General features: G+C 59.1%; 26 protein-coding genes and 1 tRNA gene. 15 read left to right on the top strand and 12 right to left on the bottom strand.

Features of this window, described 5'->3' with window-relative positions:
- Window positions 1–120: 120 nt before the first annotated feature.
- The 3 genes from secB to KGA85_RS17785 are packed head-to-tail and all read right to left on the bottom strand — an operon-like array spanning window position 121 to window position 1332.
- A complete protein-coding gene (gene secB / locus KGA85_RS17795; protein ID WP_223457492.1) occupies window positions 121–606 on the bottom strand; it encodes a protein-export chaperone SecB in 486 nt (161 codons plus the stop codon).
- A gap of 56 nt (window positions 607–662) precedes the next feature.
- The gene (gene grxC / locus KGA85_RS17790) at window positions 663–917 is read right to left on the bottom strand and encodes a glutaredoxin 3 (protein WP_150726523.1); all 255 of its coding nucleotides are present in this window, start codon (window positions 915–917) and stop codon (window positions 663–665) included.
- Window position 918: 1 nt separating this feature from the next.
- A complete protein-coding gene (locus KGA85_RS17785; RefSeq protein ID WP_223457488.1) occupies window positions 919–1332 on the bottom strand; it encodes a rhodanese-like domain-containing protein in 414 nt (137 codons plus the stop codon).
- Between the two features lie 152 nt (window positions 1333–1484).
- Between KGA85_RS17785 and gpmI the strand changes: the two genes are divergently transcribed.
- The 4 genes from gpmI (at window position 1485) to KGA85_RS17765 (ending at window position 6683) form a co-directional block, all read left to right on the top strand.
- Window positions 1485–3014 (top strand): 2,3-bisphosphoglycerate-independent phosphoglycerate mutase, encoded by a 1530-nt coding sequence (gpmI, locus tag KGA85_RS17780; protein WP_218429645.1) that lies wholly within the window; start codon window positions 1485–1487, stop codon window positions 3012–3014.
- 241 nt (window positions 3015–3255) lie between these two features.
- Window positions 3256–4551, top strand: coding sequence for a murein hydrolase activator EnvC family protein (locus KGA85_RS17775; protein WP_154861217.1), 1296 nt, complete (start codon window positions 3256–3258; stop codon window positions 4549–4551).
- Between the two features lie 34 nt (window positions 4552–4585).
- Complete coding sequence (locus KGA85_RS17770; RefSeq protein ID WP_223457486.1) at window positions 4586–5905, top strand: S41 family peptidase; 1320 nt, start codon at window positions 4586–4588, stop codon at window positions 5903–5905.
- Between the two features lies 1 nt (window position 5906).
- A complete protein-coding gene (locus tag KGA85_RS17765) occupies window positions 5907–6683 on the top strand; it encodes a divergent polysaccharide deacetylase family protein (protein WP_223457484.1) in 777 nt (258 codons plus the stop codon).
- Between the two features lie 129 nt (window positions 6684–6812).
- Here the strand turns inward: KGA85_RS17765 and KGA85_RS17760 are convergent, their stop codons facing one another.
- From KGA85_RS17760 to KGA85_RS17730, 7 genes are all read right to left on the bottom strand, one after another.
- Window positions 6813–7568: a substrate-binding periplasmic protein gene (locus tag KGA85_RS17760; protein ID WP_223457482.1), complete on the bottom strand. Its 756-nt coding sequence runs from the start codon at window positions 7566–7568 to the stop codon at window positions 6813–6815.
- A gap of 78 nt (window positions 7569–7646) precedes the next feature.
- Complete coding sequence (gene hisF / locus KGA85_RS17755; RefSeq protein WP_007972752.1) at window positions 7647–8417, bottom strand: imidazole glycerol phosphate synthase subunit HisF; 771 nt, start codon at window positions 8415–8417, stop codon at window positions 7647–7649.
- A gap of 91 nt (window positions 8418–8508) precedes the next feature.
- On the bottom strand, window positions 8509–9258 hold the full coding sequence (hisA, locus tag KGA85_RS17750; protein WP_046040868.1) for a 1-(5-phosphoribosyl)-5-[(5-phosphoribosylamino)methylideneamino]imidazole-4-carboxamide isomerase: 750 nt from the start codon (window positions 9256–9258) through the stop codon (window positions 8509–8511).
- Between the two features lie 42 nt (window positions 9259–9300).
- On the bottom strand, window positions 9301–9558 hold the full coding sequence (locus tag KGA85_RS17745) for a DUF2164 domain-containing protein (protein ID WP_093227621.1): 258 nt from the start codon (window positions 9556–9558) through the stop codon (window positions 9301–9303).
- Window positions 9559–10197 carry an imidazole glycerol phosphate synthase subunit HisH gene (hisH, locus tag KGA85_RS17740; protein WP_057712412.1) on the bottom strand — a complete coding sequence of 213 codons (639 nt, stop codon included), beginning with the start codon at window positions 10195–10197 and terminating at the stop codon, window positions 9559–9561.
- Window positions 10197–10790, bottom strand: coding sequence for an imidazoleglycerol-phosphate dehydratase HisB (gene hisB / locus KGA85_RS17735; protein ID WP_003218037.1), 594 nt, complete (start codon window positions 10788–10790; stop codon window positions 10197–10199). The genes hisH and hisB overlap by 1 nt, the downstream gene beginning before the upstream one ends.
- Before the next feature lie 265 nt (window positions 10791–11055).
- Window positions 11056–12720, bottom strand: a complete 1665-nt coding sequence (locus tag KGA85_RS17730) for an OFA family MFS transporter (protein ID WP_223457481.1) — start codon at window positions 12718–12720, stop codon at window positions 11056–11058.
- A 231-nt stretch (window positions 12721–12951) separates the two neighbouring features.
- Between KGA85_RS17730 and KGA85_RS17725 the strand changes: the two genes are divergently transcribed.
- From KGA85_RS17725 to KGA85_RS17695, 7 genes are all read left to right on the top strand, one after another.
- Window positions 12952–13356, top strand: coding sequence for an acetyl-CoA sensor PanZ family protein (locus KGA85_RS17725; RefSeq protein WP_223532772.1), 405 nt, complete (start codon window positions 12952–12954; stop codon window positions 13354–13356).
- Between the two features lie 78 nt (window positions 13357–13434).
- Entirely contained in the window at window positions 13435–15666 is a 2232-nt protein-coding gene (locus tag KGA85_RS17720; protein ID WP_223532774.1) for an AsmA family protein, read from the top strand.
- Complete coding sequence (mutY, locus tag KGA85_RS17715; RefSeq protein ID WP_223457476.1) at window positions 15663–16730, top strand: A/G-specific adenine glycosylase; 1068 nt, start codon at window positions 15663–15665, stop codon at window positions 16728–16730. Before KGA85_RS17720 ends, mutY begins: the two co-directional genes overlap by 4 nt.
- Entirely contained in the window at window positions 16727–16999 is a 273-nt protein-coding gene (locus KGA85_RS17710; RefSeq protein WP_007989188.1) for an oxidative damage protection protein, read from the top strand. The genes mutY and KGA85_RS17710 overlap by 4 nt, the downstream gene beginning before the upstream one ends.
- A 103-nt stretch (window positions 17000–17102) precedes the next feature.
- Window positions 17103–17178, top strand: a tRNA-Phe gene (locus KGA85_RS17705).
- A 314-nt stretch (window positions 17179–17492) separates the two neighbouring features.
- Window positions 17493–18572: a hypothetical protein gene (locus tag KGA85_RS17700; protein ID WP_223457474.1), complete on the top strand. Its 1080-nt coding sequence runs from the start codon at window positions 17493–17495 to the stop codon at window positions 18570–18572.
- 72 nt (window positions 18573–18644) lie between these two features.
- A complete protein-coding gene (locus KGA85_RS17695; protein ID WP_223457473.1) occupies window positions 18645–19436 on the top strand; it encodes a TSUP family transporter in 792 nt (263 codons plus the stop codon).
- Window positions 19437–19614: 178 nt separating this feature from the next.
- On the opposite strand, the gene KGA85_RS17690 is transcribed toward KGA85_RS17695, so the two are convergent.
- A complete protein-coding gene (locus KGA85_RS17690) occupies window positions 19615–20064 on the bottom strand; it encodes a carboxypeptidase regulatory-like domain-containing protein (protein ID WP_223457471.1) in 450 nt (149 codons plus the stop codon).
- 253 nt (window positions 20065–20317) lie between these two features.
- On the opposite strand from KGA85_RS17690, the gene KGA85_RS17685 reads away from it, so the two are divergent.
- The 4 genes from KGA85_RS17685 (at window position 20318) to KGA85_RS17670 (ending at window position 23331) form a co-directional block, all read left to right on the top strand.
- The gene (locus tag KGA85_RS17685; protein ID WP_223457469.1) at window positions 20318–21376 is read left to right on the top strand and encodes a YhcG family protein; all 1059 of its coding nucleotides are present in this window, start codon (window positions 20318–20320) and stop codon (window positions 21374–21376) included.
- Between the two features lie 68 nt (window positions 21377–21444).
- A complete protein-coding gene (locus tag KGA85_RS17680; RefSeq protein ID WP_223457467.1) occupies window positions 21445–22419 on the top strand; it encodes an alpha/beta fold hydrolase in 975 nt (324 codons plus the stop codon).
- 36 nt (window positions 22420–22455) lie between these two features.
- On the top strand, window positions 22456–22872 hold the full coding sequence (locus tag KGA85_RS17675; protein ID WP_110660947.1) for a hypothetical protein: 417 nt from the start codon (window positions 22456–22458) through the stop codon (window positions 22870–22872).
- A gap of 6 nt (window positions 22873–22878) precedes the next feature.
- Window positions 22879–23331, top strand: a complete 453-nt coding sequence (locus KGA85_RS17670; RefSeq protein ID WP_223457465.1) for a hypothetical protein — start codon at window positions 22879–22881, stop codon at window positions 23329–23331.
- Window positions 23332–23401: 70 nt separating this feature from the next.
- Here KGA85_RS17670 and gabP read toward each other — a convergent pair whose 3' ends face one another.
- Entirely contained in the window at window positions 23402–24793 is a 1392-nt protein-coding gene (gabP, locus tag KGA85_RS17665; protein ID WP_223457463.1) for a GABA permease, read from the bottom strand.
- Between the last annotated feature and the right edge of the window lie 314 nt (window positions 24794–25107).

Raw genomic sequence — 25107 nt, 5'->3', positions numbered from 1 at the left:
AATGTGGGAGCGGGCTTGCTCGCGAAGGGGTCATCAGCTTCAACATGAATGTTGACTGAAAAACCGCTTTCGCGAGCAAGCCCGCTCCCACATTGGACTTGCTTCGACGCTCAAAAATGCTTACTGAACGGTCGGAGTCTCGCCAGCAGCCTGCATGCGTTGCAGCTCTTGCGCGTACAGTGCATCGAAGTTCACCGGAGCCAGCATCAGTGCCGGGAACGAACCGCGGGTCACCAGGCTGTCCAGGGTTTCGCGAGCGTACGGGAACAGGATGTTCGGGCAGAACGCACCCAGGGTGTGGCTCATCGAAGCGTCATCCAGGTTCTTGATCAGGAAGATCCCGGCCTGTTGCACTTCAGCGATGAACGCCACTTCGTCAGCGTTTTTCACGGTAACCGAAAGGGTCAGCACGACTTCGTGGAAGTCAGCTTCCAGCGTCTTCTGACGGGTGTTCAGATCCAGAGCGACACTCGGCTCCCACTGCTGGCGGAAGATCGCCGGGCTTTTCGGAGCTTCGAAGGACAGGTCACGCACATAAATGCGCTGCAAGGAGAATTGCGGTGCAGTTTCTTCTTCGTTCGCAGCAGTGTTCTGTTGGTCAGTCATCGCAGATCCTTCTTGATCCAGTGTTCATTTAGGGTTGCTTGTTTGGGGTATTGCCGTCAGGCCCTGAGCAGCGCGTCGAGCTTGCCGGCGCGGTCCAGGGCGAACAAATCATCACAACCGCCCACGTGGGTGCTGCCGATCCAGATTTGCGGCACGGACGTACGCCCGGCTTTCTGGGCCATCGCAGCACGCACCTGCGGCTTGCCATCGACCTTGATCTCTTCGAAGGCCACGCCTTTGTTCTCGAGCAGGTATTTGGCTCGTGAGCAGTAAGGGCAGTAATCGCTGGAATAGACGACGACGCTACTCATATCACTTCACCAATGGCAGATTGTCGGCTTTCCAGCTGGAGATACCGCCGGACAGCTTGGCGGCGGTGAAGCCGGATTTCATCAATTCGCGGGCGTGGGTGCCGGCGGTCTGGCCCATGGCGTCGACCAGGATGATGGTCTTGGCCTTGTGTTTTTCCAGTTCGCCAACGCGGGTGGCCAGTTTGTCCTGGGGAATGTTCACCGCACCGACAATGTGACCGGCGGCGAAATCCTTGCTCGGACGAATATCAACCACGACGCCGGCGTCCTTGTTGACCAGGCCGGTCAGTTCGCCGGTGCTCAGGCTACGGCCGCCGCCCTGCATTTGATAGGCAATCAGCAACGCCAGCAGTACGACGAAGATACCGACGAGAATGTAGTGGTTAGTGGCGAATTCAATCAGGTGAGCAACCATCGAAGGAGGTTCCAGGGCGTTAAAATGTCGGCCAGTATACACAGCCACTATGGTGGGCCAAACCCCGTCCGGCGGTGACGCGGCCGGAACTTCGCTTTAAACTGCGACTCCCTTTTCCATTACCCCTATTACCTCAGCCACGAGTGGATTCCATGACTACCACGCCTAAACCTTTGGTCCTGATGATTCTCGACGGCTTCGGTCACAGTGACAGCCCCGAATCCAACGCCATCTATGCGGCCAAAAAGCCCGTACTCGACCGTTTGTGGGCCACCGTGCCGAACGGCCTGATCTCGGGCAGCGGCATGGACGTCGGCCTGCCGGATGGCCAGATGGGCAACTCCGAAGTCGGCCACATGAACCTGGGCGCCGGCCGCGTGGTGTATCAGGACTTCACGCGCGTCACCAAATCGATCCGTGACGGCGAGTTCTTCGAGAACCCGACCATCTGCGCTGCCGTGGACAAAGCCGTCGCCGCTGGCAAAGCCGTGCATTTCATGGGCCTGCTGTCCGATGGCGGCGTGCATAGCCACCAGGATCACCTGGTCGCCATGGCCGAACTGGCCTTCAAGCGCGGCGCCCAGAACATCTACCTGCACGCCTTCCTCGACGGCCGCGATACTCCGCCGAAAAGCGCGCAGTCATCGATCGAACTGCTCGACGCGACCTTCCAGGCCCTGGGCAAAGGCCGGATCGCCAGCATCATCGGTCGCTACTACGCCATGGACCGCGACAATCGTTGGGACCGCGTGTCCCAGGCCTACAACCTGATTGTCGATGGCCAGGGCGAATTCAACGCCGCCACCGCTCAGGAAGGCCTGCAAGCGGCCTACGAGCGCGGCGAGAGCGACGAATTCGTCAAAGCCACCTCCATTGGTGAGCCGGTAAAAGTCGAAGACGGCGACGCCGTGGTGTTCATGAACTTCCGCGCCGACCGCGCCCGCGAGCTGACCCGCGTGTTCGTCGAAGACAATTTCAGTGAGTTCGAGCGTGCCCGCCAGCCGAAACTGGCCGGTTTCGTCATGCTGACCCAATACGCCGCCAGCATCCCTGCGCCTTCGGCTTTCGCTGCCGGCAGCCTGGAAAACGTGCTGGGCGACTACCTGGCGAAAAACGGCAAGACCCAGCTGCGCATCGCTGAAACCGAAAAATATGCCCACGTGACCTTCTTCTTCTCCGGCGGCCGCGAAGAACCGTTCCCGGGCGAAGAACGCATCCTGATTCCGTCACCGAAAGTCGCCACCTATGACTTGCAACCGGAAATGAGTGCGCCGGAAGTCACCGACCGCATCGTCGATGCCATCGAAAACCAGCGTTACGACGTGATCGTGGTCAACTACGCCAACGGCGACATGGTTGGCCACAGCGGCGTGTTCGAAGCGGCGGTCAAGGCCGTTGAATGCCTGGACCTGTGCGTGGGTCGCATCGTCGATGCCCTGGAAAAAGTCGGCGGCGAAGCCTTGATCACCGCTGACCATGGCAATGTCGAGCAAATGTCCGATGAAACCACCGGCCAGGCGCACACCGCGCACACCACCGAGCCGGTACCGTTCATCTATGTCGGCAAGCGCGACCTGAAGGTCCGCGAAGGCGGCGTACTGGCGGACGTGGCGCCGACCATGCTGAAGCTGCTGGGCCTTGAACAACCGGCGGAAATGACCGGGACTTCGATTCTGGTGTAATCCGGCCGCTCAAGCCCCCCAATACCCTGTGGGAGCGAGCCTGCTCGCGATAGCAATCTGACAGCCAACTAACCCGTTGAATGTCAGGACGCCATCGCGAGCAGGCTCGCTCCCACAGTGGTTTTGGGGTGTTTTCAGGGGTAACTTCATTCCAGTCATCACACAGTCAGAAATGGGCATTTTTTTTGCCGCCCATGGCGGGCATACTAGGCCGTCCCTTTCCCTGGTGCCGCCCGCCCCTATGCTCCGCGTCCTGATAGCCCTAGCTCTGACTTGCCTGCTCCAACCGGCCTTTGCTGACGAGCGCGCAGATACCCAACAACAGTTGGACGCCACGCGTCAGGACATTGCCGAGCTGAAGAAGCTGCTGGGCAAGCTGCAGGAAGAAAAGTCCGGTGTGCAAAAAGAGCTCAAGGGCACCGAAACCGAAATGGGCAAGCTCGAGAAGCAGGTCGAAGCCCTGCAAAAAGAGCTGAAGAAAAGCGAAGCCGAGCTGCAGCGACTCGATGCAGAGAAAAAAAAACTCCAGAGCGCGCGCATTGAACAGCAACGACTGATCGCCATTCAGGCCCGGGCGGCCTACCAGAACGGTCGCCAGGAATACCTCAAGTTGCTGCTCAACCAGCAGAATCCGGAAAGATTCGCCCGTACCCTCACCTATTACGACTACCTGAGCCAGGCTCGCCTGGAGCAGCTGAAGAATTTCAACGAAACCCTGCGCCAACTGTCCAATGTCGAGAAAGACATCGCCATGCAGCAGGCGCAATTGCTGGTGCAGCAAAGCAGCCTCGACACCCAGCGTGACGAGCTCGAGAAAGTCCGCAAGGAGCGCCAGCAAGTCCTGGCCAAGCTCAATGACGACGTAAAGGCTCGCGATCAGAAACTGGCGGCGCGCGAGCAGGATCAGGCAGACCTGTCTAAAGTCCTTAAAACCATTGAAGAAACCCTGGCACGCCAGGCTCGTGAGGCAGAAGAAGCGCGGCAAAAAGCGCTGATCGCCCAGCAGGAAGCCGAAAAAAAGCGTTTACGTGAGGCCCAGGCGCAGGCAGATGCCAGCGACGACGCCCCACGCAAACCGGTCAGATCGACACCTGGCGCACTGGTTTCCAGTTCCGGCGAGACCTTTGGCGGCCCGTTTGCGTCAACCCGCGGCAAACTTCCCTGGCCTGTCGATGGTCGACTGCTGGCGCGCTACGGTGAAAGCCGTGGCGACGATGCCCGGACCAAGTGGGATGGCGTGATGATCGGCGCGTCTGCCGGCAGTGCGGTCCGTGCCGTACACGGTGGTCGCGTGGTGTTCGCCGACTGGTTGCGCGGCGCCGGGCTGCTGGTGATTCTCGACCACGGCAATGGTTATTTGAGTCTGTACGGTCACAACCAGACGCTGCTCAAGTCTGCCGGTGACGTTGTAAAAGCCGGTGAGCCTATTTCCACTGTCGGTAACAGTGGCGGGCAGGACACACCAGCGCTGTATTTCGCAATTCGTCAGCAGGGTCACCCGAGTGACCCTGCGCAATGGTGCCACGCGCAAGGATAGGCGTTGAGTCACCAACATTAGGAGTTCGTTCGACATGCTGCATTTGTCCCGCCTTACCTCGCTGGCCCTGACGATCGCCCTGGTGATCGGCGCGCCTCTGGCGTTTGCCGCTCAACCAGCCCCGGCGGTTGCGCCTGCAGGCACTGCTGCGACCTCCAAGGCGCCACTGCCGCTGGATGAGTTGCGCACCTTTGCCGAGGTGATGGACCGGATCAAGGCCGCTTATGTCGAACCGGTGGACGACAAGACCCTGTTGGAAAACGCCATCAAGGGCATGCTCAGCAACCTCGACCCGCATTCCGCCTACCTCGGTCCTGAAGATTTCGCCGAGTTGCAGGAAAGCACCAGCGGGGAATTCGGCGGCCTGGGCATCGAAGTCGGTGCCGAAGACGGCTTCATCAAGGTGGTGTCGCCCATTGACGACACTCCGGCCTCCAAGGCCGGTATTCAGGCCGGCGACTTCATCGTCAAGATCAACGGCCAGCCGACTCGCGGCCAGAGCATGACCGAAGCCGTCGACAAGATGCGCGGCAAGATCGGCCAGAAAATCACCCTGACCCTGGTACGCGACGGCGGCACGCCGTTCGACGTGACCCTGTCCCGCGCCGTCATCCAGGTGAAGAGCGTGAAGAGCCAGTTGCTGGAATCGGGCTACGGCTACATCCGTATCACCCAGTTCCAAGTCAAGACCGGCGAAGAAGTCTCCAAGGCCCTGGCCAAGCTGCGCAAGGACAACGGCAAGAAGCTCAAGGGCATCATTCTCGACCTGCGCAACAACCCGGGCGGCGTGCTGCAGGCAGCGGTGGAAGTGGTCGACCACTTCATCACCAAGGGCTTGATCGTTTACACCAAGGGCCGCATCGCCAACTCCGAGTTGCGCTTCTCTGCCACCGGCAAGGACGAAAGCGAAGCCGTGCCAATGGTCGTGCTGATCAACGGCGGCAGCGCCTCGGCTTCGGAAATTGTCGCCGGCGCCCTGCAGGACCAGAAACGCGCCGTGCTGATGGGCACCACCAGTTTCGGCAAGGGCTCGGTACAGACGGTTCTGCCGCTTAACAACGAGCGCGCATTGAAGATCACCACGGCGCTGTATTACACGCCGAACGGCCGTTCCATCCAGGCCCAGGGCATCGTGCCGGATATCGAAGTACGCAAGGCCAAGATCACCAGCGAACAGGACAGCGATTACTTCAAGGAAGCTGACTTGCAGGGTCACCTGGGCAACGGCAACGGCGGCGCCGACAAACCGACCGACTCCAGCGGCAAAGCCAAGCCGATGCCACAGGACGATGATTACCAACTGGCCCAGGCCCTGAGCCTGCTCAAAGGGCTGAGCATCACGTCCGGCCGTTGAGATGTTTCTGCGGTTGCTGATCGGTCTATTGTGTTGTCTGGCGGGTGTTGCTCACGCAGAACCCGCCGGATCGACGCCCCACAAAGCCTACCTGAGCCTGATCATCGATGACCTGGGGCAGAACCTGCCCCGGGATCGCCGCGTGCTCGCCCTGCCCGGCCCGGTGACCACGGCAATCATGCCCGACACGCCCCACGCCACCGAATTCGCCCGCGAAGCCCATCGCGCCGGCAAGATCGTCATCCTGCACATGCCCATGGATCCGGCCACCGGACCGTTCGCCTGGCATCCCGAGTTGCCCGTCGAGGAGCTGGAAAAACGCCTGAACGCCGCGTTCGAAATGGTCCCGTACACCAGTGGCATCAACAACCACATGGGCAGCCGCATGACCGCACAGCCAGCCGCCATGGCGTGGTTGATGGCGGATTTGCAGCGCCGGCATAAATTCTTCGTCGACAGCCGCACCAGCGCCCAGACCGTGGCCGCAGCCGAAGCGCAGAAGATCGGTTTGGCGAGCGTTTCGCGGGATGTGTTTCTCGACGATGAGCGTACTGAAGCGGCGATCCTGACCCAGTTGCAGACCGCGATCAGCCTCGCGCACAAGCAGGGTTCGGCGGTGATGATCGGGCATCCGTATCCGCAGACGCTGGCGGTATTGGAGCGCGAGCTGCCCAAGCTGAAAGCTCAGGGAATCGAGTGGATTGATATCCGGCAGATGATCAGTGTGCGTGGAAACCAAGCGACTGCGGCGCATGGGAAGGATGGGGTGTACCGCTAATCCGCGGGCGCCACCAAACAACTGTGGGAGCGAGCCTGCTCGCGATGGGGTCATGACAGTCACTGCAAATGTCGACTGTAAAACCGCTTTCGCAAGCAGGCTCGCTCCCACATTGATATGTGCAGGGTCCTACAGATACTGCGCCATGATCTCGTCCACCCGACCTTCCTTGCGCATCTGGTCCAGCGCCGCCTGGAGCTTGGCCACCGTCTCGTCCGGCACGTCCTTGTTCAGTGCCAGGTACAGTTCGGCACTGTTGAAACGCAGTACAGTTTTCAACCCGTTAACCCCCTCCTGGCGGGCCAGGTAACGGCCGGCAGGATCGCCAGTGGCCCACAGGTCGATCTGACCGTTGACCAGTTTCCTGGCGTTGTCCTGATCGCGCAGCACAACGATCGGGTTGAGGCCTTGCTTGGCCAGCGTCTCGGCAATGGCGTCGCCCTTGTAGGCGCCGATCTTGTATTTGCGCGCGTCATTCAAGGTTTCGAGGGTGATCTTGCTGTCAGCCTTGGCCAGCATGATCCAGTCGTCCGGGCCAATTGGGCCGACCCATTTGAACAGCTTCTCGCGGTCCGGCAACCGCGCCATGACGAATACGCCGTAACCGGGTTTTTCCAGGGTGAGTTTGTAGATTCGCTCCCAAGGGAAACGCAGCGTCAGACTGTAGGTAATGTCGGCGCGCTTGAACATCTCGCGGACGATATCGGTGGCGATGCCATTGATGTTCTCGTCCTGAGCGAAGTTCTTGCCGTTCTTCGCCATGTTGTATGGCGGGAAGTTCTCCGTCAGCAACACCAGGTCGGTATCGCGGCTGTCGGCAGCGTGCGCCCCGTTGATGAGCAACAGAGAAGCGCTGGCAAGGACGAGAAGAAAGCGTTTAAGCATGTCTGGCTACCGAAATCCATGGCGTACCCAAGAGTGCCTTGGGTACGCCATGGTGTCCACTGGCCTGTATCGGTTTGTTTAACGCATCACGATTCCGCGATGGGCCATATAGGCCTTGGCTTCCTGCACGGTGTATTCGCCGAAGTGGAAAATACTCGCCGCCAGTACCGCGCTGGCGTGGCCTTCGATAATGCCGTCGGCCAGGTGTTGCAGGTTGCCGACACCGCCGGAAGCAATCACCGGGATGCCCAGCGCATCGCTGATGGCGCGGGTGACGCCCAGATCGAAACCGTTTTTCATGCCGTCCTGATCCATGCTCGTCAGCAGGATTTCGCCGGCACCCAGGCCTTCCATTTTCTTCGCCCATTCAACGGCATCCAGGCCAGTCGGCTTGCGACCGCCATGAGTGAAGATTTCCCAGCGAGGGGTTTCGCCCGGTCCGGAAACCTTCTTCGCGTCGATGGCCACCACGATGCATTGCGAACCGAAATGCTGCGCGGCTTCGCCGACGAACTCCGGGTTGAACACTGCTGCAGTGTTGATCGAAACCTTGTCGGCACCGGCATTGAGCAGATTGCGGATGTCCTGCACGGTGCGCACGCCACCGCCCACGGTCAGCGGGATGAACACCTGGCTGGCCATGCGCTCGACGGTGTGCAGCGTGGTGTCGCGGCCATCGACGCTGGCGGTGATGTCGAGAAAGGTAATCTCGTCGGCACCCTGCTCGTCGTAACGACGGGCAATTTCCACCGGGTCACCGGCGTCGCGGATGTTTTCGAATTTCACACCCTTGACCACCCGGCCGTTGTCCACGTCCAGGCAAGGGATGATGCGTTTGGCCAGAGCCATACTTAATCTCCGATTAAGAGTTGCAAGCTTCAAGCTATAAGCTGCAAGTAAGAGCGGATCGCGATCGCGCTTTTAACTTGCAGCTCGCAGCTTACAGCTTGGAGCTGGCCGCGTAGCCATCACAAAAAGCTTGAGCCTCAGCAACATCCAGAGTGCCCTCATAAATCGCGCGGCCTGTGATCGCACCGATGATGCCTGGCGCCTTGGCGTCGAGCAGGGTCTTGATGTCACCCAGGTTGTGGATGCCGCCGGAAGCGATCACCGGGATCTTTGTTGCAGCAGCCAGTGCGGCGGTGAACGGTACGTTGCAGCCCTGCATCATGCCGTCTTTGGCGATGTCGGTATAAACGATCGCGGAAACGCCGTCGGCTTCGAACTGCTTGGCCAGGTCGATCACCTGGATGGTGCTGATTTCAGCCCAACCGTCGGTAGCGACGAAACCGTCCTTGGCGTCCAGGCCAACGATCACCTTGCCCGGGAACGCGCGGCAGGCTTCGGCGACGAAGGCAGGATCTTTTACGGCCTTGGTGCCGATGATCACATAGCTCACGCCCGCTTTCACGTAGTGCTCGATGGTTTCCAGGGAGCGGATACCGCCGCCGATCTGGATCGGCAGGTTCGGATAACGCTTGGCGATGGCGGTGACCACTTCACCGTTGACTGGCTGGCCTTCGAAGGCGCCGTTCAGGTCGACCAGATGCAGACGACGGCAACCGCCCTCCACCCACTTGGCAGCCATGCTCACCGGGTCATCGGAGAACACCGTGGAATCTTCCATGCGGCCCTGGCGCAGACGAACACAGGCACCGTCTTTAAGATCGATAGCGGGAATAATCAGCATCTGGCAAACCTTCAAATTTGAATGTTCAGCTTGGCTCGGAAATCAGTTTTTCTCGAGCGCCCACAGGTCGCTTTCGATGCTTTCGAACCTCTCTTTGAGGTGCGCCTGCACATCGAAAATCGCCCTGTTGTAATAGTGCGGAGCAATTTCACGGGTAAACAGCTCAAGAATCTCCGCTGCCTCGAACGAGCCGAGGTCGAGTTCGAAGCGGTCTTCCATGAAACGCTTGATCTTGCGATTGGCCTCGCTCTCCTGCTCGGGAGTGAGGGTCAGAATCGGCGGTTTCTTCTTGATTGCCATTTACCAGCGACCGTCCCACGCAGCGAAGTTCTGCAGCAACTGCAGGCCATGGGTATGGCTTTTCTCCGGGTGGAACTGCACGGCGAAACGCGAGCCTTCGGCCAGCGCGGCGGCGAAATCGACACCGTAGTGACCACCACCCACTACCTGCCGCGCGTTGGCGGCAGCGATGTAGTAGCTGTGCACGAAGTAGAACCGCGCCAGGTCCGGAATGTCGTGCCACAGCGGGTGACTCACCTTCTGCTTCACTTCGTTCCAGCCCATGTGCGGGACTTTCAGGTGTTCGCCGTCTTCATGTAGGTCTTTGCCGAAGAACTTCACTGCGCCCGGGAACAGGCCGATGCAGTCGACACCGTCATTCTCTTCGCTGGTGTCGAGCAAGGCTTGCATGCCCACGCAGATGCCAAGGAACGGACGATCCTGGCTGACTTCACGTACCAGCGAATCGAAGCCGAGGCGACGGATCTCCGCCATGCAATCGCGAATCGCGCCAACGCCAGGGAAAACCACCCGGTCGGCTTCGCGAATCACGTTGGCATCGCTGGTGATCAGCACCTTGCCGGCACCGACGTGCTCGAGGGCCTTGGCCACCGAGTGCAGGTTGCCCATGCCGTAATCGATAACCGCGACTGTCTGCATTACAGGACGCCCTTGGTCGATGGCATTTGCCCGGCCATGCGGTCATCGAGCTCGACGGCCATGCGCAGGGCGCGGCCGAAAGCCTTGAACACGGTTTCGATCTGGTGGTGGGTGTTGGTGCCACGCAGGTTGTCGATGTGCAGGCTGACCAGCGCATGGTTGACGAAGCCCTGGAAGAATTCCTGGAACAGGTCAACGTCGAAGCCGCCAACGGTGGCGCGGGTGTACGGCACGTGCATTTGCAGGCCTGGGCGACCGGAGAAGTCGATCACCACGCGCGACAGCGCTTCATCTAGCGGCACGTAGGCGTGGCCGTAGCGACGGATGCCTTTCTTGTCGCCGATGGCTTTGGCAAATGCCTGGCCGAGGGTGATACCGACGTCTTCCACAGTGTGGTGGTCATCGATATGCAGGTCGCCCTTGCTGACAATATCCAGGTCGATCAGCCCGTGACGGGCGATCTGGTCCAGCATGTGCTCAAGAAAAGGAACACCGATATCAAATCGGGCCTTTCCGGTGCCATCGAGGTTGATCGAGGCTTTGATCTGGGTTTCCAGAGTGTCGCGCTCGACAGACGCCTTACGTTCGGCCATCACCAGCTCCGCAAAATCATTGGGCGAAAAAGGCAGTCATTATAGGCGTGCGGGCGCCAAACAGAAACACGCGAGGTGATATCCCTGACGGAGTGAATTCGGGGGTTCCGGCGATAGACATGTCCATACAAGCTATTTGGCACACCACAAAACAAAATGTGGGAGCGGGCTTGCTCGCGAAAGCGGTGTTTCAGGCAACTTTAATGTTGACTGGCATTCCGCCTTCGCGAGCAAGCCCGCTCCCACAAGGGGTTATGCGTTTTACTTAGTGAAACAGCACCGCCGTCTTCTGCAGAGTCACCCAAACACCCCACGCCAGCGGAATGCCCACCACCAGCCACGCCGCAATCGCCAGCGGCTTGGTGCCCGGCGCAGCTTTCCACTCCAGCACGGTGCTGCTGTCAGCGCCTTTGTCATGGCCCAGCGCCTGTTCGGCGGCCAGTTCGGCGTCGGTCATGAAGTACTTGTCCGCCACCGGACGCACCAGCAGGTTGCACAGGAAACCCAGCACCAGCAGGCCGGCGAGGATGTAGAGGGTGATGTCGTAAGCCGCCGCACGCTCGACGCCGATGCTCAGCTGATATTCACGCAGGTAGTTCACCAGCACCGGACCGAGCACACCGGCAGCAGCCCACGCCGTCAGCAGACGACCGTGAATCGCACCGACCATTTGCGTACCGAACAGGTCCGCCAGATACGCCGGAACAGTCGCGAAACCGCCGCCATACATCGACAGAATGATGCAGAACGCCGCCACGAACAGCGCGATGCTACCCAGGTGACCCAGGTTCGGAATCAGTCCGTACAGGGCAAAGCCCAGGGCGAAGAACACGAAGTAAGTGTTTTTACGGCCCAGGTAATCTGAGAACGAAGCCCAGAAGAAACGTCCACCGATGTTGAACAGGCTCAGCAAACCGGTGAAACCGGCAGCGATGGCGGCGATTGAAGCCAGTTGCGAGGCGTCCAGCTGACCGAAGGTCAGGTCATTGCCCAGCAACTTGCCAGCGAACACTTCCTGCAACAGCGGCGACGCCATGCCGAGGATGCCGATACCGGCCGATACGTTCAGGCACAGCACCAGCCACACCAGACGGAACTGCGGCGTCTTCCAGGCCACATTCACGTGAACATGACGATGAGTGATCATCGCGTTCGAGGCTTTTTTCGCCGGGGCCGTCCAGCCTTCTGGCTTCCAGCCGGTTGGCGGAACGCGGTAGGACAGCGCGCCACCGATCATGAACACGAAGTAGATCGCGGCCATCACCAGAAAGCTCTGCCAGACGCCGACGCTGGTTGGCGAAGCGAAATGCCCCATCAGCGCCGCCGCCAGCGGAGCGCCGACCATTGCGCCGCCGCCGAAGCCCATGATCGCCATGCCGGTCGCCATGCCGCGCTTGTCCGGGAACCACTTGATCAGGGTCGACACCGGCGAAATGTAACCCAGGCCCAGGCCGATACCGCCAATGACCCCGGAGCCGATCCACATCAGCCAGATCTGGTGGGTATACACCCCCAGCGCCGAAATCAGCAGACCGCCACACCAGCACAGTGCCGATACGACACCGGCCTTGCGCGGTCCGGCATGTTCCAGCCAGCCACCCCAGATGGCGGCCGAGCAACCGAGGAAGATGAAGAATAGGGTGTAGATCCAGCCGAGCATCGAGATCGGCCAGTCACACTGGGACGAAAAGACTTGTGCGATAAAACTCATGTCGGGTGCGCAGGCCACCGGAGCGGTGATACCCAGCGCCTTGGACAGCGGCAACCAGAACACCGAAAAGCCGTAGGCCATGCCGATGCACAAGTGGATGGCCAGCGCGGCCGGTGGCACCAGCCAACGGTTGAAACCGGGCTTGGCGATGATCCGCTCCTTGGACAGGAACGCAGGCTGGTCGGCACTGAAGCCGTCCGCCGTGATGCTCGTGGTCATTGTGTATCCCCCAATTATCAGTATGGTTCGCCAGCCACAGTTCACTCCCGGCCTTTATGCACGCAGGCATGACCGTTTTTTCGGTCGAGCGCCTCGTTGTGCGACAACAGGTCGCAGAAGGACGGACGAACGGGCAAAGGTTACCATCTGCAAGTGGCAGAAAAACCAAACTGACATCACGTTTTGTACGTCATCTGATCTCCATCGCTTCATGACCTCACAGGAATCACCATGCCGATCATTGTCGAGCCGCTGAACCAAGCCACTGCCAAGGATCGGCAGGATCTGCAGAAGATCTACTGCGACGCCCCGGACTGGCTGTTCGCCCCTTTTTCAGGGGCCGCACAGTTGATCGAAGACTGTTTGCGCGACGGCACACTGATCGCCGGACGCTTCAATGATCGCCTGCTGGGCGCGGCCCGCTTGCAAAGGCACCAAGACGCCTGGCACTTGTCCCAAATATGTGTGCGAAAAATTACCCGTCGCCGTGGTGTTGCCGAGCGACTGGTTGCCGAAGCCCAGAAAATGGCCGCGCAATCGGGCATGCCCCTGCGCCTGCTGGCGCCTGCCGGGCATCTGGAGGCTCAGGCGCTGGCCGCCAAGCTGAAACTGCCGCTGGATGTATTGCCGGCGTGATCACTGACCGGTCGTCTGTTCGGGGGCGCTATACTCCTCGGCTAAATTTTGAATTCGACTAATTACAAGGACTCGCCCATGAAAGCGTTCGGCAAAATCCTGGGTCTGGTACTTCTCGGGCTGTTGCTGATCATTGTGGCGCTGGGCTTTGCCCTGACCCACCTCTTCGATCCCAACGACTACAAAGACGAGATTCGCCAGATTGCCCGCGACAAGGCTCACATCGAGCTGACGCTCAATGGCGATATCGGCTGGAGCCTGTTCCCGTGGCTGGGCCTGGAGCTGCACGACGCCAGTGTGGCGACCCTGATCAAGCCGACCGAGCCGTTTGCCGATTTGCAGATGCTCGGCCTGTCGGTGCGCGTACTGCCGCTGCTGCGCCGTGAAGTGCAGATGAGCGACGTGCGCGTCGAGGGCCTGAACCTGCGCCTGAATCGTGACAAGGACGGCCACGGCAATTGGCAAGACGTCGGCAAGCTGCCGGCAGTGGCCAACACCGACGCGACCAGCACCCCGCCGGCCGCTGGCGAACCTGCGCCCGAAGCGAGCGTCGCGGCGGAAAAGCCGCCGCAGCCGATTCGCCTGGACATCGACAGCCTGACCGTGAACAACGCACGGGTTGAATACACCGACGAACGAACCGGCAAGAGCTTCAGCGCCGAAAGCATTCAGTTGAGCACCGGTGCGGTTCACGACTCCGTCAACATTCCCCTCAAGCTCACGGCTTTCCTGTCAGCCAACCAGCCGGCATTGCGAGTGCGTACCGAGCTCAACGGTGAGGTGCGGATCGCACGTGCACTGCAGCGCTATCAGCTCGAAGACATGAGGTTGTCCGGCGAAGTGACCGGCGACCCATTACAAGGCAAGACCATGACCTTCTCCGCCCAGGGCCAGCTGGTGCTGGACAAGGCCGCCAATGTCGCCGAGTGGACCGGCATCAAAATCTCCGCCAACCAACTGCGGGCACTGGGTGAACTGAAGGTCAACGACCTCGACAAGACCCCACAAGTCAGCGGCGGCATCTCGATTGCCCAGTTCGACCTGGCGAAATTCGTCGATAGCATCGGCCAGAAACTCCCGGCCATGGCCGAAGGCAGCCTGAGCAAGGTCGAACTGGTCAGCCGTCTGGCAGCAACACCCACCAGCCTGGCGTTCGACAACGTCAACCTGAAAGTCGACGACAGCACCTTCAGCGGCCGCATTGCCGTCGAAGACTTCTCCAAGCAGTCGCTGCGCGCCGTGCTCAAGGCCGACACCTTCAACGTCGACCGTTACCTGCCGCCGAAGTCCGCCGAGGCCAATAGCGCGACACAAGTGCGTCAGGCCGAAGTCGCCAGCACCGAAGCCGATGCCATGGCCGGCGCCGGCAGTACTCCGTTGCCACCCGCGCCGACCAAGGACGCCTGGAGCAGCGAGCGCCTGTTGCCCGTGGAACGCTTGAGCAAGCTCGATGTGGACGCCGACCTGACCTTCGGCCAGTTGACCCTGCAAAAATTGCCGATCCATAACGCCGCGCTCAAGGCCACCGGCCAGGGCGGCCTGCTGACGCTGGGCAACCTGCGCGGCGACCTGTACGAGGGCAACTTCGAAACCACCGGCACGCTCGATGTACGCCAGCCAGTGCCGGCGTTGAACCTGCAGACGAAGATCAGCCGGGTACCGGCAGAAAAAATCCTCGAAAGCCAGGGCAAGAACCCGCCAGTCAAAGGCCTGGTCACGCTCAACAGCAGCCTGACCGGCAGCGGCAACAGCCAGAAAGCGTTGATCGAAACCCTCAACGGCAACGCCAGTTTCGTCATCAACAATGGCGTGCTGCTCAACGCCAACCTCGAGCAACAGCTGTGCAAAGGCATCGCCACGCTCAACCGCAAAACCCTCAACGGCGAACCCCGGGGCAAGGACACACCCTTCCAGGAGCTCAAGGGCAACCTGACCTTGCGTAACGGCGTGGCCAGCAACCCCGACCTGAAAGTGCGCATCCCGGGCATGACCGTCAACGGTGACGGTGACATCGATCTGCGAGTACTGGGCATGGACTACCGCGTCGGCATCATCGTCGAAGGCGATACCAGCGCCATGCCGGACCCGGCCTGTCAGGTCGGCGACAAGTTTGTCGGTGTCGAGTGGCCACTGCGCTGCCGCGGCCCGCTGGAGCTGGGCGCCAAGGCTTGCCGTTTGGATAACGACCGCATGAGCCAGGTCGCGGCCAAACTGGCTGGCGACAGGATCAGCGAAAAAATCGACGAGAAATGGGGCGACAAGGTCAACCCGAAACTCAAAGACGCGCTCAAGGAGCTGTTCAAGCGATGAGAGCCGAGCAGTTTTCAACGGCGGTGCTGGACTGGTTCGACCGCCACGGCCGGCACGATTTGCCCTGGCAGCAGGACATCAACCCGTATCGGGTATGGGTCTCGGAAATCATGTTGCAGCAGACCCAGGTCAGCACCGTGCTGAACTACTTCGACCGCTTCATGGCCTCGTTGCCAACGGTCGAAGCCCTGGCGGCGGCACCGGAAGACGAAGTGCTGCACCTGTGGACGGGCCTGGGTTACTACACCCGCGCGCGCAATTTGCAGAAGACCGCGAAGATCGTCGTCGAGCAGTACGGCGGCGAGTTTCCCCGGGATGTTGAAAAACTTACTGACTTGCCGGGGATCGGCCTGTCCACCGCTGGCGCCATTGCCAGCATCAGCATGGGCCTGCGCGCGCCGATCCTCGACGGCAACGTCAAACGGGTGCTGGCGCGATTTACCGCACAAGAGGGCTACCCCGGCGAGCCGAAGGTCGCCAAACAGCTCTGGGCCAACGCTGAGCGCTTTACGCCGCAGACCCGAGTCAACGCCTACACCCAGGCGATGATGGACCTGGGCGCCACACTCTGTACCCGCAGCAAACCGAGCTGCCTGCTGTGCCCGCTGGAAAAGGGCTGTGAGGCGCACATGCTCGGCCTGGAAACCCGCTACCCGATCCCCAAGCCGCGCAAAGCCATCCCGCAGAAACGCACATTGATGCCGATGCTCGCCAACAACGACGGCGCGATCCTGCTTTACCGTCGCCCGTCCACGGGCCTGTGGGGCGGTTTGTGGAGCCTGCCGGAACTCGACGACCTCGACGACCTGCCGCATCTGGCATCGCAGCACTCGCTGGAGCTGGGCACTCAAAAGGCATTGCCGAGCCTGGTGCACACCTTCAGCCATTTTCAGTTATCCATCGAACCCTGGCTGGTTCTGGTCCAGGAGTCCGGCCATCACGTGGCCGAGGCTGACTGGCTCTGGTATAACCTCGCCACCCCGCCGCGCCTGGGCCTTGCCGCCCCGGTCAAAACCTTGCTCGAACGCGCGGCCGCCGTATTGAACGCAGGAGAGTCGTCATGACCCGCACCATCATGTGCCGCAAGTACAAAGAAGAATTGCCAGGCCTGGAACGTGCTCCGTTCCCGGGCGCCAAAGGCCAGGACATTTTTGACCACGTCTCGCAAAAGGCCTGGGCCGACTGGCAGAAGCACCAGACCCTGCTGATCAACGAAAAACGCCTGAACATGATGAACGCCGAAGATCGCAAATATCTTCAGGGCGAGATGGACAAGTACTTCTCCGGCGAGGATTACGCCAAGGCCGAAGGCTACGTGCCGCCGTCGGAATAACCCCGATTTATCGGGGGTCGGAACGTAAGCGACGGTAATAATTAAAATTTTTTTGAAAACTTGCTTGACGACCCCCTGAAAAACCCGTTTAATGCGCCCCGTTGCCCAGATAGCTCAGTCGGTAGAGCAGGGGATTGAAAATCCCCGTGTCGGCGGTTCGATTCCGTCTCTGGGCACCAAATACCGAAACCCTGAATCGCAAGATTCAGGGTTTTTTTATGCCTGCGATTTGATGAGGCACCGGTCCAGTCACCATCGAAGCAACAATTCCCACCTCCTCTCGCCACGCCAGCAAGTACCCGTGATGGTTGCCGAGGCTGAGTCCCCAAAAGCTTCAGACATTGGAAATCGGCCCTTCCTGGCAGTCGCTTGGTTTGTCGGAACGCTCCGTATGCTTTAACGGAATTGGATGACATACGCTGATCATCGGCTTGTGCAGAATCGGAGGATAAGCTGCCGTACAGGTGGGAGCAGAGACACAACAGGGAAGACAATGACTGAGGCCATTCAACGAGATGTCGAAACCGCTGAGTTTTTTACTGAACAAGAAATCAGAACATTCCGCTTTGATATTCAGCAGGCAACATTGCTTAACAAGTTCGCCGAAGAACTGGCCGCCATCGGCGGGCCACAGGTAAGGGGAGCCAAGTCCAAAGCCTCTCTGGCAGCCACCGAATTAAAGTTCTCGTTTTCGAATGACCAATGCGAATTGCTGGGTGCCTACTCTGATGGCCTTGTTTGCGTGCTGATCTTTGAAGGGCTGCAAAAAATCACCGATGTCAGCCCTCCAAGTGAATTGCCAGACCTGAAATTCCTGGAAAATCGTCACGACGTCCTTTGCTTGGCCGCCCGTAATCAGATCTTGTTGAAACTGGTGGGTAACAGTGCCTTTGCCTATGACATGGACAATGAAGGAAAACTGGTTCGACTGGTGGCCAACTTCAAGGGCGGCGGATTGACCAGAATCCCTGCCGAGCCGGACATAAAAGAACTGAGTTCCCATTCCGGCCTCGCACTTGGCCCGCATACAGAGGCGCCTTACTGGTGCGCTGTGAACGCGAAAGACGGGCATTCGCCCTCTCCATCGTCGCTCATACTTTCCGCCTTGTGGAACCCGAGCCTGGAGCCTACGCGAGTCATTCCACTACCTCCCATACTCGAAAAAATTGGCGTCACCAACTGCCTCGCGCTGACCACGGGTAACTTCCAGTTCACTCGTAGTGACTCCTTTGTCAGCGGCAAAGGGGAAGATGGCCGCAACGTTTCGATTCTGGAGTTCGACGACAAGGCAGGGTTCACAGCCCGCTTTAACTCGTATCGTTTTTCGGTCAATGACAACGCCTCGACCTTTGTGAAAACGGCTTACACCGCCCTTTGCCAGGGTGTGGGTGAAGCAACACCGGTCGAATACACGCTGACCCAGGAATCGGCCATAGTCATCAATAACATCAGGGCTCTGCACTGTCGCGATGTCATCAAAGACAACAGACGGGTCTTGGTTCGTATTTTCGGACTTTCAAAATTTTCTTCCCCCATCGTTGTTTCCGAGGACCCGCTAGTGCTTCAGGGCTGATTTTTTATGTGATCAGGCTGTTGAACGACCAGTCATGTGATTACTGGCCAATAACCATAAAGAGAGAATGCAATGTCTTGGGATGTAATTGGCATGTTGGCGCTCGTCGCTTTTTGCGCCGGTTTTTTTGATGCGATTGCCGGTGGTGGCGGTTTGATCACCTTGCCTGCATTGTTCCTGGCAGGTGTAGATCCCATCAGTGCGATTGCCACGAACAAGTTCCAGGCCGCTTCGGCAACTGTTTCGGCAACTGTAACCTTTGCTCGCAAAGGAATGATCGAGTGGCGCGAAGGCCGTTTCCTGGTTATCTGCGGATTTATTGGCGGCGCCAGTGGTGCCTTGTTGGTCAGCTCTATTGATAAGCGCTATCTGGAAGTTTGCGTACCTATCATGCTGATCCTGGTAGCCATCTATTTTGCGCTCTCTCCAAAGCTGGCCAATGAAGATCGACGCAAGAGAATCGGCATTCTGCTTTTTTCGTTTAGCGTTGCGCCGATTCTTGGCTTCTACGACGGTATATTTGGCCCCGGTGTGGGCTCTTTCTTTATCGTCGGATTCGTACTGCTCTGCGGCTTGGGCATGATGCGGGCCATGAGCTTTACCAAACTTGCCAACGCCTCATGCAATCTCGGTTCTCTGTCGGTCTTTATCACCAAAGGTGTGATTATCTGGCCGGTAGCCATTGCCATGGCTTTGGCAGCCTTCGTCGGCGCTCAATTGGGTGCACGGGCCGCTGTTCGGGTCGGACCACGGTTGATCAAACCTATGTTGATCGTGGTCTGCTGCGCCTTGGCCATCAAGCTGCTGAGCGTAGAAACCAACCCTTTACGCGTTGCACTCATCCAAACATTGGCGTCGTTATGATCGTCACGTCGGTGATGACCAGCGCGTCCTAATGCTTGGGATCTGACGATACCCCCACTTCGCCGCTTCGCCAGACCCTCAATCTTCATTTGAAAAAACCCGCGTATCCATCACCGGGATCGCGGGTTTTGTCGTTTCTGGCCTTGAGCCTTGAGCACCAATGGTTCAGAGCCTCTCGTTAACTCGCATCATTCCAGTGGAAAACCAGGTTACGGGCTGCACCACTGCCAACATCGGCAACGTCCTTCCGTGTTTCTCCGTGATGCGTCGCAATGACGGTGTATTTACCGGCAGGCAGTTTCACGTAAACCAGCGGACCGGCGTCATTGAGCGTCAGCACGGTCTGCCCCGGGGCTTTCTGAATAACTACATTCACGTCAGGAGAGTATTCATTTCCCGTCCCGACAGAGAACGTCATGTGCAGGTTATAGCCGGTGGTCTGCTGGATGGCCTTGGACTCATCCTCGCCGATACCGCCGGACAGGTAGGTGATGCCGTTTTGCTCCTGGCTTTGCACCTGCACCCCCGAGCTGTCGATTGGCTCAAGGCTGGCGGCAGGTGACATCGCTGGAAACATCAGCACGCCTACAGCAGTGAGGGGCAACAGGAGTGAATGGAAGTATTTCATGATGACGACTCCCGGGTTCTGCAGAACCCAATCGTTACACTCTTTGGATTTCCAGTCGGAGGGATGGGTTTAGATTGATTTGGCTTGAGTACGAAACGTACTACGCCATTTGTTCCTCAGCCCTCGCCCGGATTCAGACCTGTCCTGCCTGAGAACCCGGTATTTCCTGCCTGTTTCTCAGTAACACCCGGCATCTTCGAAGGGTGCTCACTTGTCATTCTCTTTCGCTGTTCAACTTGCTGCGGAAGACCTCATGACGACCCTCACACCCAACGACACTCACGATCCACATCTGGCATCACTGCTTGGCAACCTTGGAAAATTGATCCATCAGGCACGTCAGAAGGTGCTTCGGGCGGTCGATACTGTTCAAGTGCAAACCTGTTGGCAGATCGGGCGACATATTGTCGAGTTCGAGCAGCAGGGGGCTCGGCGGGCGAGATATGGCAAACGCTTACTGGCCACTTTGGCAAAAGTACTCAGTGCCGACTTCGGCAAAGGCTTTGACGAACGCAATCTGCGTTACATGCGAGATTTTTATCAAACTTTTCCAATTTGGAACGCAGTGCGTTCCGAATTGAGCTGGACCCACTACCGCCGCTTGCTTCGGGTCGACAACGACAGCGCTCGTCTCTGGTACATGAACGAAGCAGTTACCCAAAACTGGTCAAGCCGAGCGCTGGAGCGCCAGATCAATACGTTGTACTACGAACATCTGCTGGCGAGCCGCGATCGCGGCAGCGTCAAGCAGGAGGCCGCCACCCACATTCAAAACATGAAGGCCAGCCCTCGGGATTTCATCCGTGATCCGGTGGTACTGGAGTTTCTTGGTTTACCCACTGCCGGCAAGCTTCAGGAAAGCGAGATCGAACAAGCGCTGATCGAACAACTGCAGGGCTTCTTGCTTCAGCCGGGAAAGGGCTTCGCTTTCATTGCCCGTCAGCAACGCATCAGTATCGGCAGCAAAGACTTCTGCATCGATCTGGTGTTCTACAACTACTTGCTCAAGTGCTTCGTCATCGTCGATATCAAGCGCGGTGAACTGACCCATCAGGATCTGGGGCAGATGGACATGTACTTGAGCATGTACGACAACCTCAAACGTGGCGCGCAAGACAGTCCCACGGTCGGCATCATTCTCTGCGCGCAAAAGGATGAATCCGTGGTGCGTTACTCAGTGCTGGAAGGCAACGAGCAACTGCTCGCCAGCAAGTACAAGCTTGTCCTGCCGAGTGAAGAGCAACTTCGTAACGAACTGGACAGGCAATGGGCGGCACTTGAAGAACGACTGCCCGATCAACAACCGCGTTGAGACGAACGGATTGTTCATCAACGGCATCAAGACTATCGTTGGCAGCTACCCGCAAAGGACTGACGCCGATGAATTTGCAGGACACGCCTCCACTGGCCCCCATTCAAATCGAGTTGCCGCTGCCGGATACCACCCCCGGCAAACCGTTCAAGGAAACCGCCGCGGACGGTTTCATCCTCGGTGGCTTCACCTGGCGACACGCCTCTCAGGACGCCGCTCGTCCGGTGGTGATCATCAATGCCGCCACGTCGGTCCGTTGCCGGCATTACTCACGTTTTGCCGACTACCTGTTCGACCACGGCTTCGATGTCATCACCTATGACTACCGCGGCATCGGCGAGTCGCGGCCGGCATCGCTCAAGGGGCTTCAAGCCTCGTGGAGCGATTGGGGTGCGCTGGATTTCGAGGCGATGCTCAAGCGCGCACAGCGTGAGTTCCCAAGGCAGCCTATCGATGTGGTCGGCCACAGCTTTGGCGGCTGTGCAGCGGGCCTGGGGGCGTCCGGGCACCTGATCCGGCGTCTGGTGACGGTCGGTGCACAATTCGCCTACTGGCGCGACTATGCGCCGGCCCATCGCTGGCGCATGTTCGCCAAGTGGCATGTGCTGATGCCGCTGGTGACGATGATCTACGGCTACTTTCCGGGCAAACGCCTTGGCTGGCTGGAAGACACACCCGCCGGCGTGGTCCGAGACTGGAGCCTTTCCACTGCCCGCTACGAGAATCGCTCCAGCGGCCGCACAATCAGCAAAACCGCCGGGCAGCTGCCCTTTGCCGGTGTCACCGCGCAAACCCTGGCCATCAGCATTAGCGACGATCCCTACGGCACGGTCCCGGCCATCGAGCGCCTGCTCGGCTACTTCACCGGCAGCACAAACTCTCACCTGCGCATCCACCCCGAAGACATCGGCGAAGAAGAAGTCGGACATTTCGCCTTTTTTCGCAGCGCATACCAAGCCACACTATGGCCCATTGCATTGGCCTGGCTGCAAAACGGCGAGCTGGCCCCCGATACCCCCGGGCGGCGAGTGCCACGCAGCTAGGCCTTTTGCCCTTTCAACGAATACGGAACGACGCCCATGGCCTCCGCCAACAAGCAGCAAAAACGCGCCTCCCGCGCCAAGGCCAAGGCCAAGCAGAACCGCACCCAGCGGGCTGCCGCGCCGGTGGAACTGGACCCGAACGACGATCGCATCGACTTCGAGTCGGTGGACCTGACCGAACTGTTCAAGAAAATGATCGACGCCGAAAAAATCAGCCAGCAAGCCCTGTGCACGGCCTTCCTCGAAGACCCGCTGCTGGAACTGGTGTACGAGCAGGAAGGCGAAGAAGGCGCGATGGACTTCATCCTTGCCGCGTTGATCGAGTATCGCCAATGGGCGACCGAAACCGACGAAGCCGGCGCCCTGGCGTGGATCGAATCACCGGCCTTCCAGGCCGACTACGTGGCGGCGTCCGACGCCATTGCCGCGCAAACCCAACAGAAACCGAACTGAGTTCCCATGGCCTCCCTGAACAAGCAACAGAAACGCGCCAAACGCGCAAAAGCCAAAGCCAAGCAGATCAATATCCACGGCCGCAAACCCGCCGCGCTGGACGATGACCTTGGCCACCTTGCCGAGCCGATCCCGGAATACACCCTGGCAATGTTCAGCAAAATGCGCGACGCGGAAGCCGTCAGCCGCAGCGAAATGCTCTCGGTGTTGCTGAGGAACCTCGCCTTTATCATCATCGACCATCCAGAACTGCTGGACATGGAAAACGCCGACGACGAAGGCATGGCCGCCACCCACCTGGCCGCCGACATGCTGATCGACTACCGCATGTGGGCCGACGGCATGGATCGCGAGACCGCCCAGGTCTGGCTGAGCGAGCCGCAGTTCATCGCCGATTTCGGCGCTGCACTGGATGTCTACCGCGAGTCGCTGGAAGTACCGGAAGAAAAAGCCGAGTAAGGGTTACGCCCAAACAAAAACGGCCGCTTGTCATCTCTGACAGCGGCCGTTTTGCGTTACGCGGTATGGATCAGTTCAGCACCACCGCGCCGCGTTTTTCCAGGTTGCGGCGGCGAGCCACCAGCAAACCAGCCGCTACCACCAGAGCACTGAGCAAGCCGGTCGCGAGGATTTCCACGCGATGGGCTTCCTGGAACAGCATGATGGTCAGGGCCGCGACGATGAACACGATCACCGCGTAGGTCAGGCCCGGGAACAGCCACATGCTGAAGGCGATTTTCTCGCCGCGCGCTATACGCTGCTTACGCATGCGCAGTTGCGAAATCGCAATTACCAGGTACACCAGCAATGCGATGGCGCCGGAGCTGGCCAGCAGGAATTCGAACACGGCAGCCGGAGCCACGTAGTTGGCGAAGGTCGCCAGGAACGCTGCGCCAGTGGACAACATCACTGCCCAGTAAGGCGTGCCACTTTTGTTGGTGCGCGTGGACATCGCCGGCGCATCGCCGCGTTTGCCCAGGGAAAACATCATGCGCGACGACGTGTAGAGCGCCGAGTTCAGGCAGCTGGTCACAGCAACCAGTACCACAATGTCGACGATCATCTTGGCGTTCGGGATGCCCATGCGTTCAAGCACAGTCTGGTAGGAACCAAGGCTGGCCAGGATCGGGTCGTTCCATGGCACCAGGGCCACAACGATGAAGATCGACACGAGGTAGAACAAGCCGATCCGCCAGATCACCGAGTTGGTGGCCTTGGAGATTTGCTTGCCCGGATCTTTCGATTCCGCGGCCGCGATGGTCACGATTTCGGTGCCCATGAAGGAGAACATGGTGGTCAGGATCGCACCCAGCACCGCGCCCATGCCGTTTGGCAGGAAGCCTTGGGTGTCGAACAGGTGCGAAACACCGCTGACCTGGCTGTTCGGCAGGAAGCCGAAGATCGCCAGGACGCCGAGCACAATGAAACCAATGATTGCCACAACCTTGATCAGGGCGAACCAGAACTCGAACTCACCGTAGTTCTTTACGCTGAAGAGGTTGGTCACGGTCAGCAGCATCGTGATGACCAGAGCGAAGGCCCAGATGTCCACGCCTGGGAACCAGGCATGCAGGATGGTCGCGGCGGCGTTGGCTTCCAGTGGAATCACCAGCACCCAGAACCACCAGTACAACCAGCCGATGGTGAAACCGGCCCAGTGACCGATCGCGCGGTCGGCGTAAGTCGAAAACGAACCGGTGTCCGGCGAGGCAACGGCCATTTCGCCGAGCATGCGCATCACCAGCACCACCAACATGCCGGCGGCGGCGTAAGCCAACAGAACAGCCGGACCTGCAGCGGCGATGGCGTGACCCGAGCCAACGAACAAGCCGGCGCCGATAACCCCGGCAATCGACAGCATGGTCACGTGGCGCGGTTTGAGCCCCTGTTCGAGGCCATTAGAGCTTTGGGTACTGCTCATTAAAACTACCTTTGTAAGGAGAAGCGAATGCGTGCATCCCGTTCGGCGAACCTTCTCGTAAAAAGAAGCCAACGGGGCGTTCTGGATTCTGCACGCAATAATTGCGCCAAAATATTTCAAAACCCTCTAACCCGGCGATCTCGCCTTGACCGGACAGTCATCGCAACCCATTGAATTCACTGGCACTTTGCCAGAACGTTACCCTGCGACCCACTTTGTGTGGTGAATCAATGCACCGGAAACACACCTGAAAATGGCTCTGCGCACATTAAAAGTGCACTAGCGGTGCATTTGGCCGGATAGCGCTTCCAACA

The sequence above is a fragment of the Pseudomonas sp. GL-B-12 genome, assembly GCF_019955895.1.
In the GTDB taxonomy this organism is placed as follows: Bacteria; Pseudomonadota; Gammaproteobacteria; order Pseudomonadales; family Pseudomonadaceae; genus Aquipseudomonas.
This window is presented reverse-complemented; position numbering and strand designations above follow the sequence as displayed.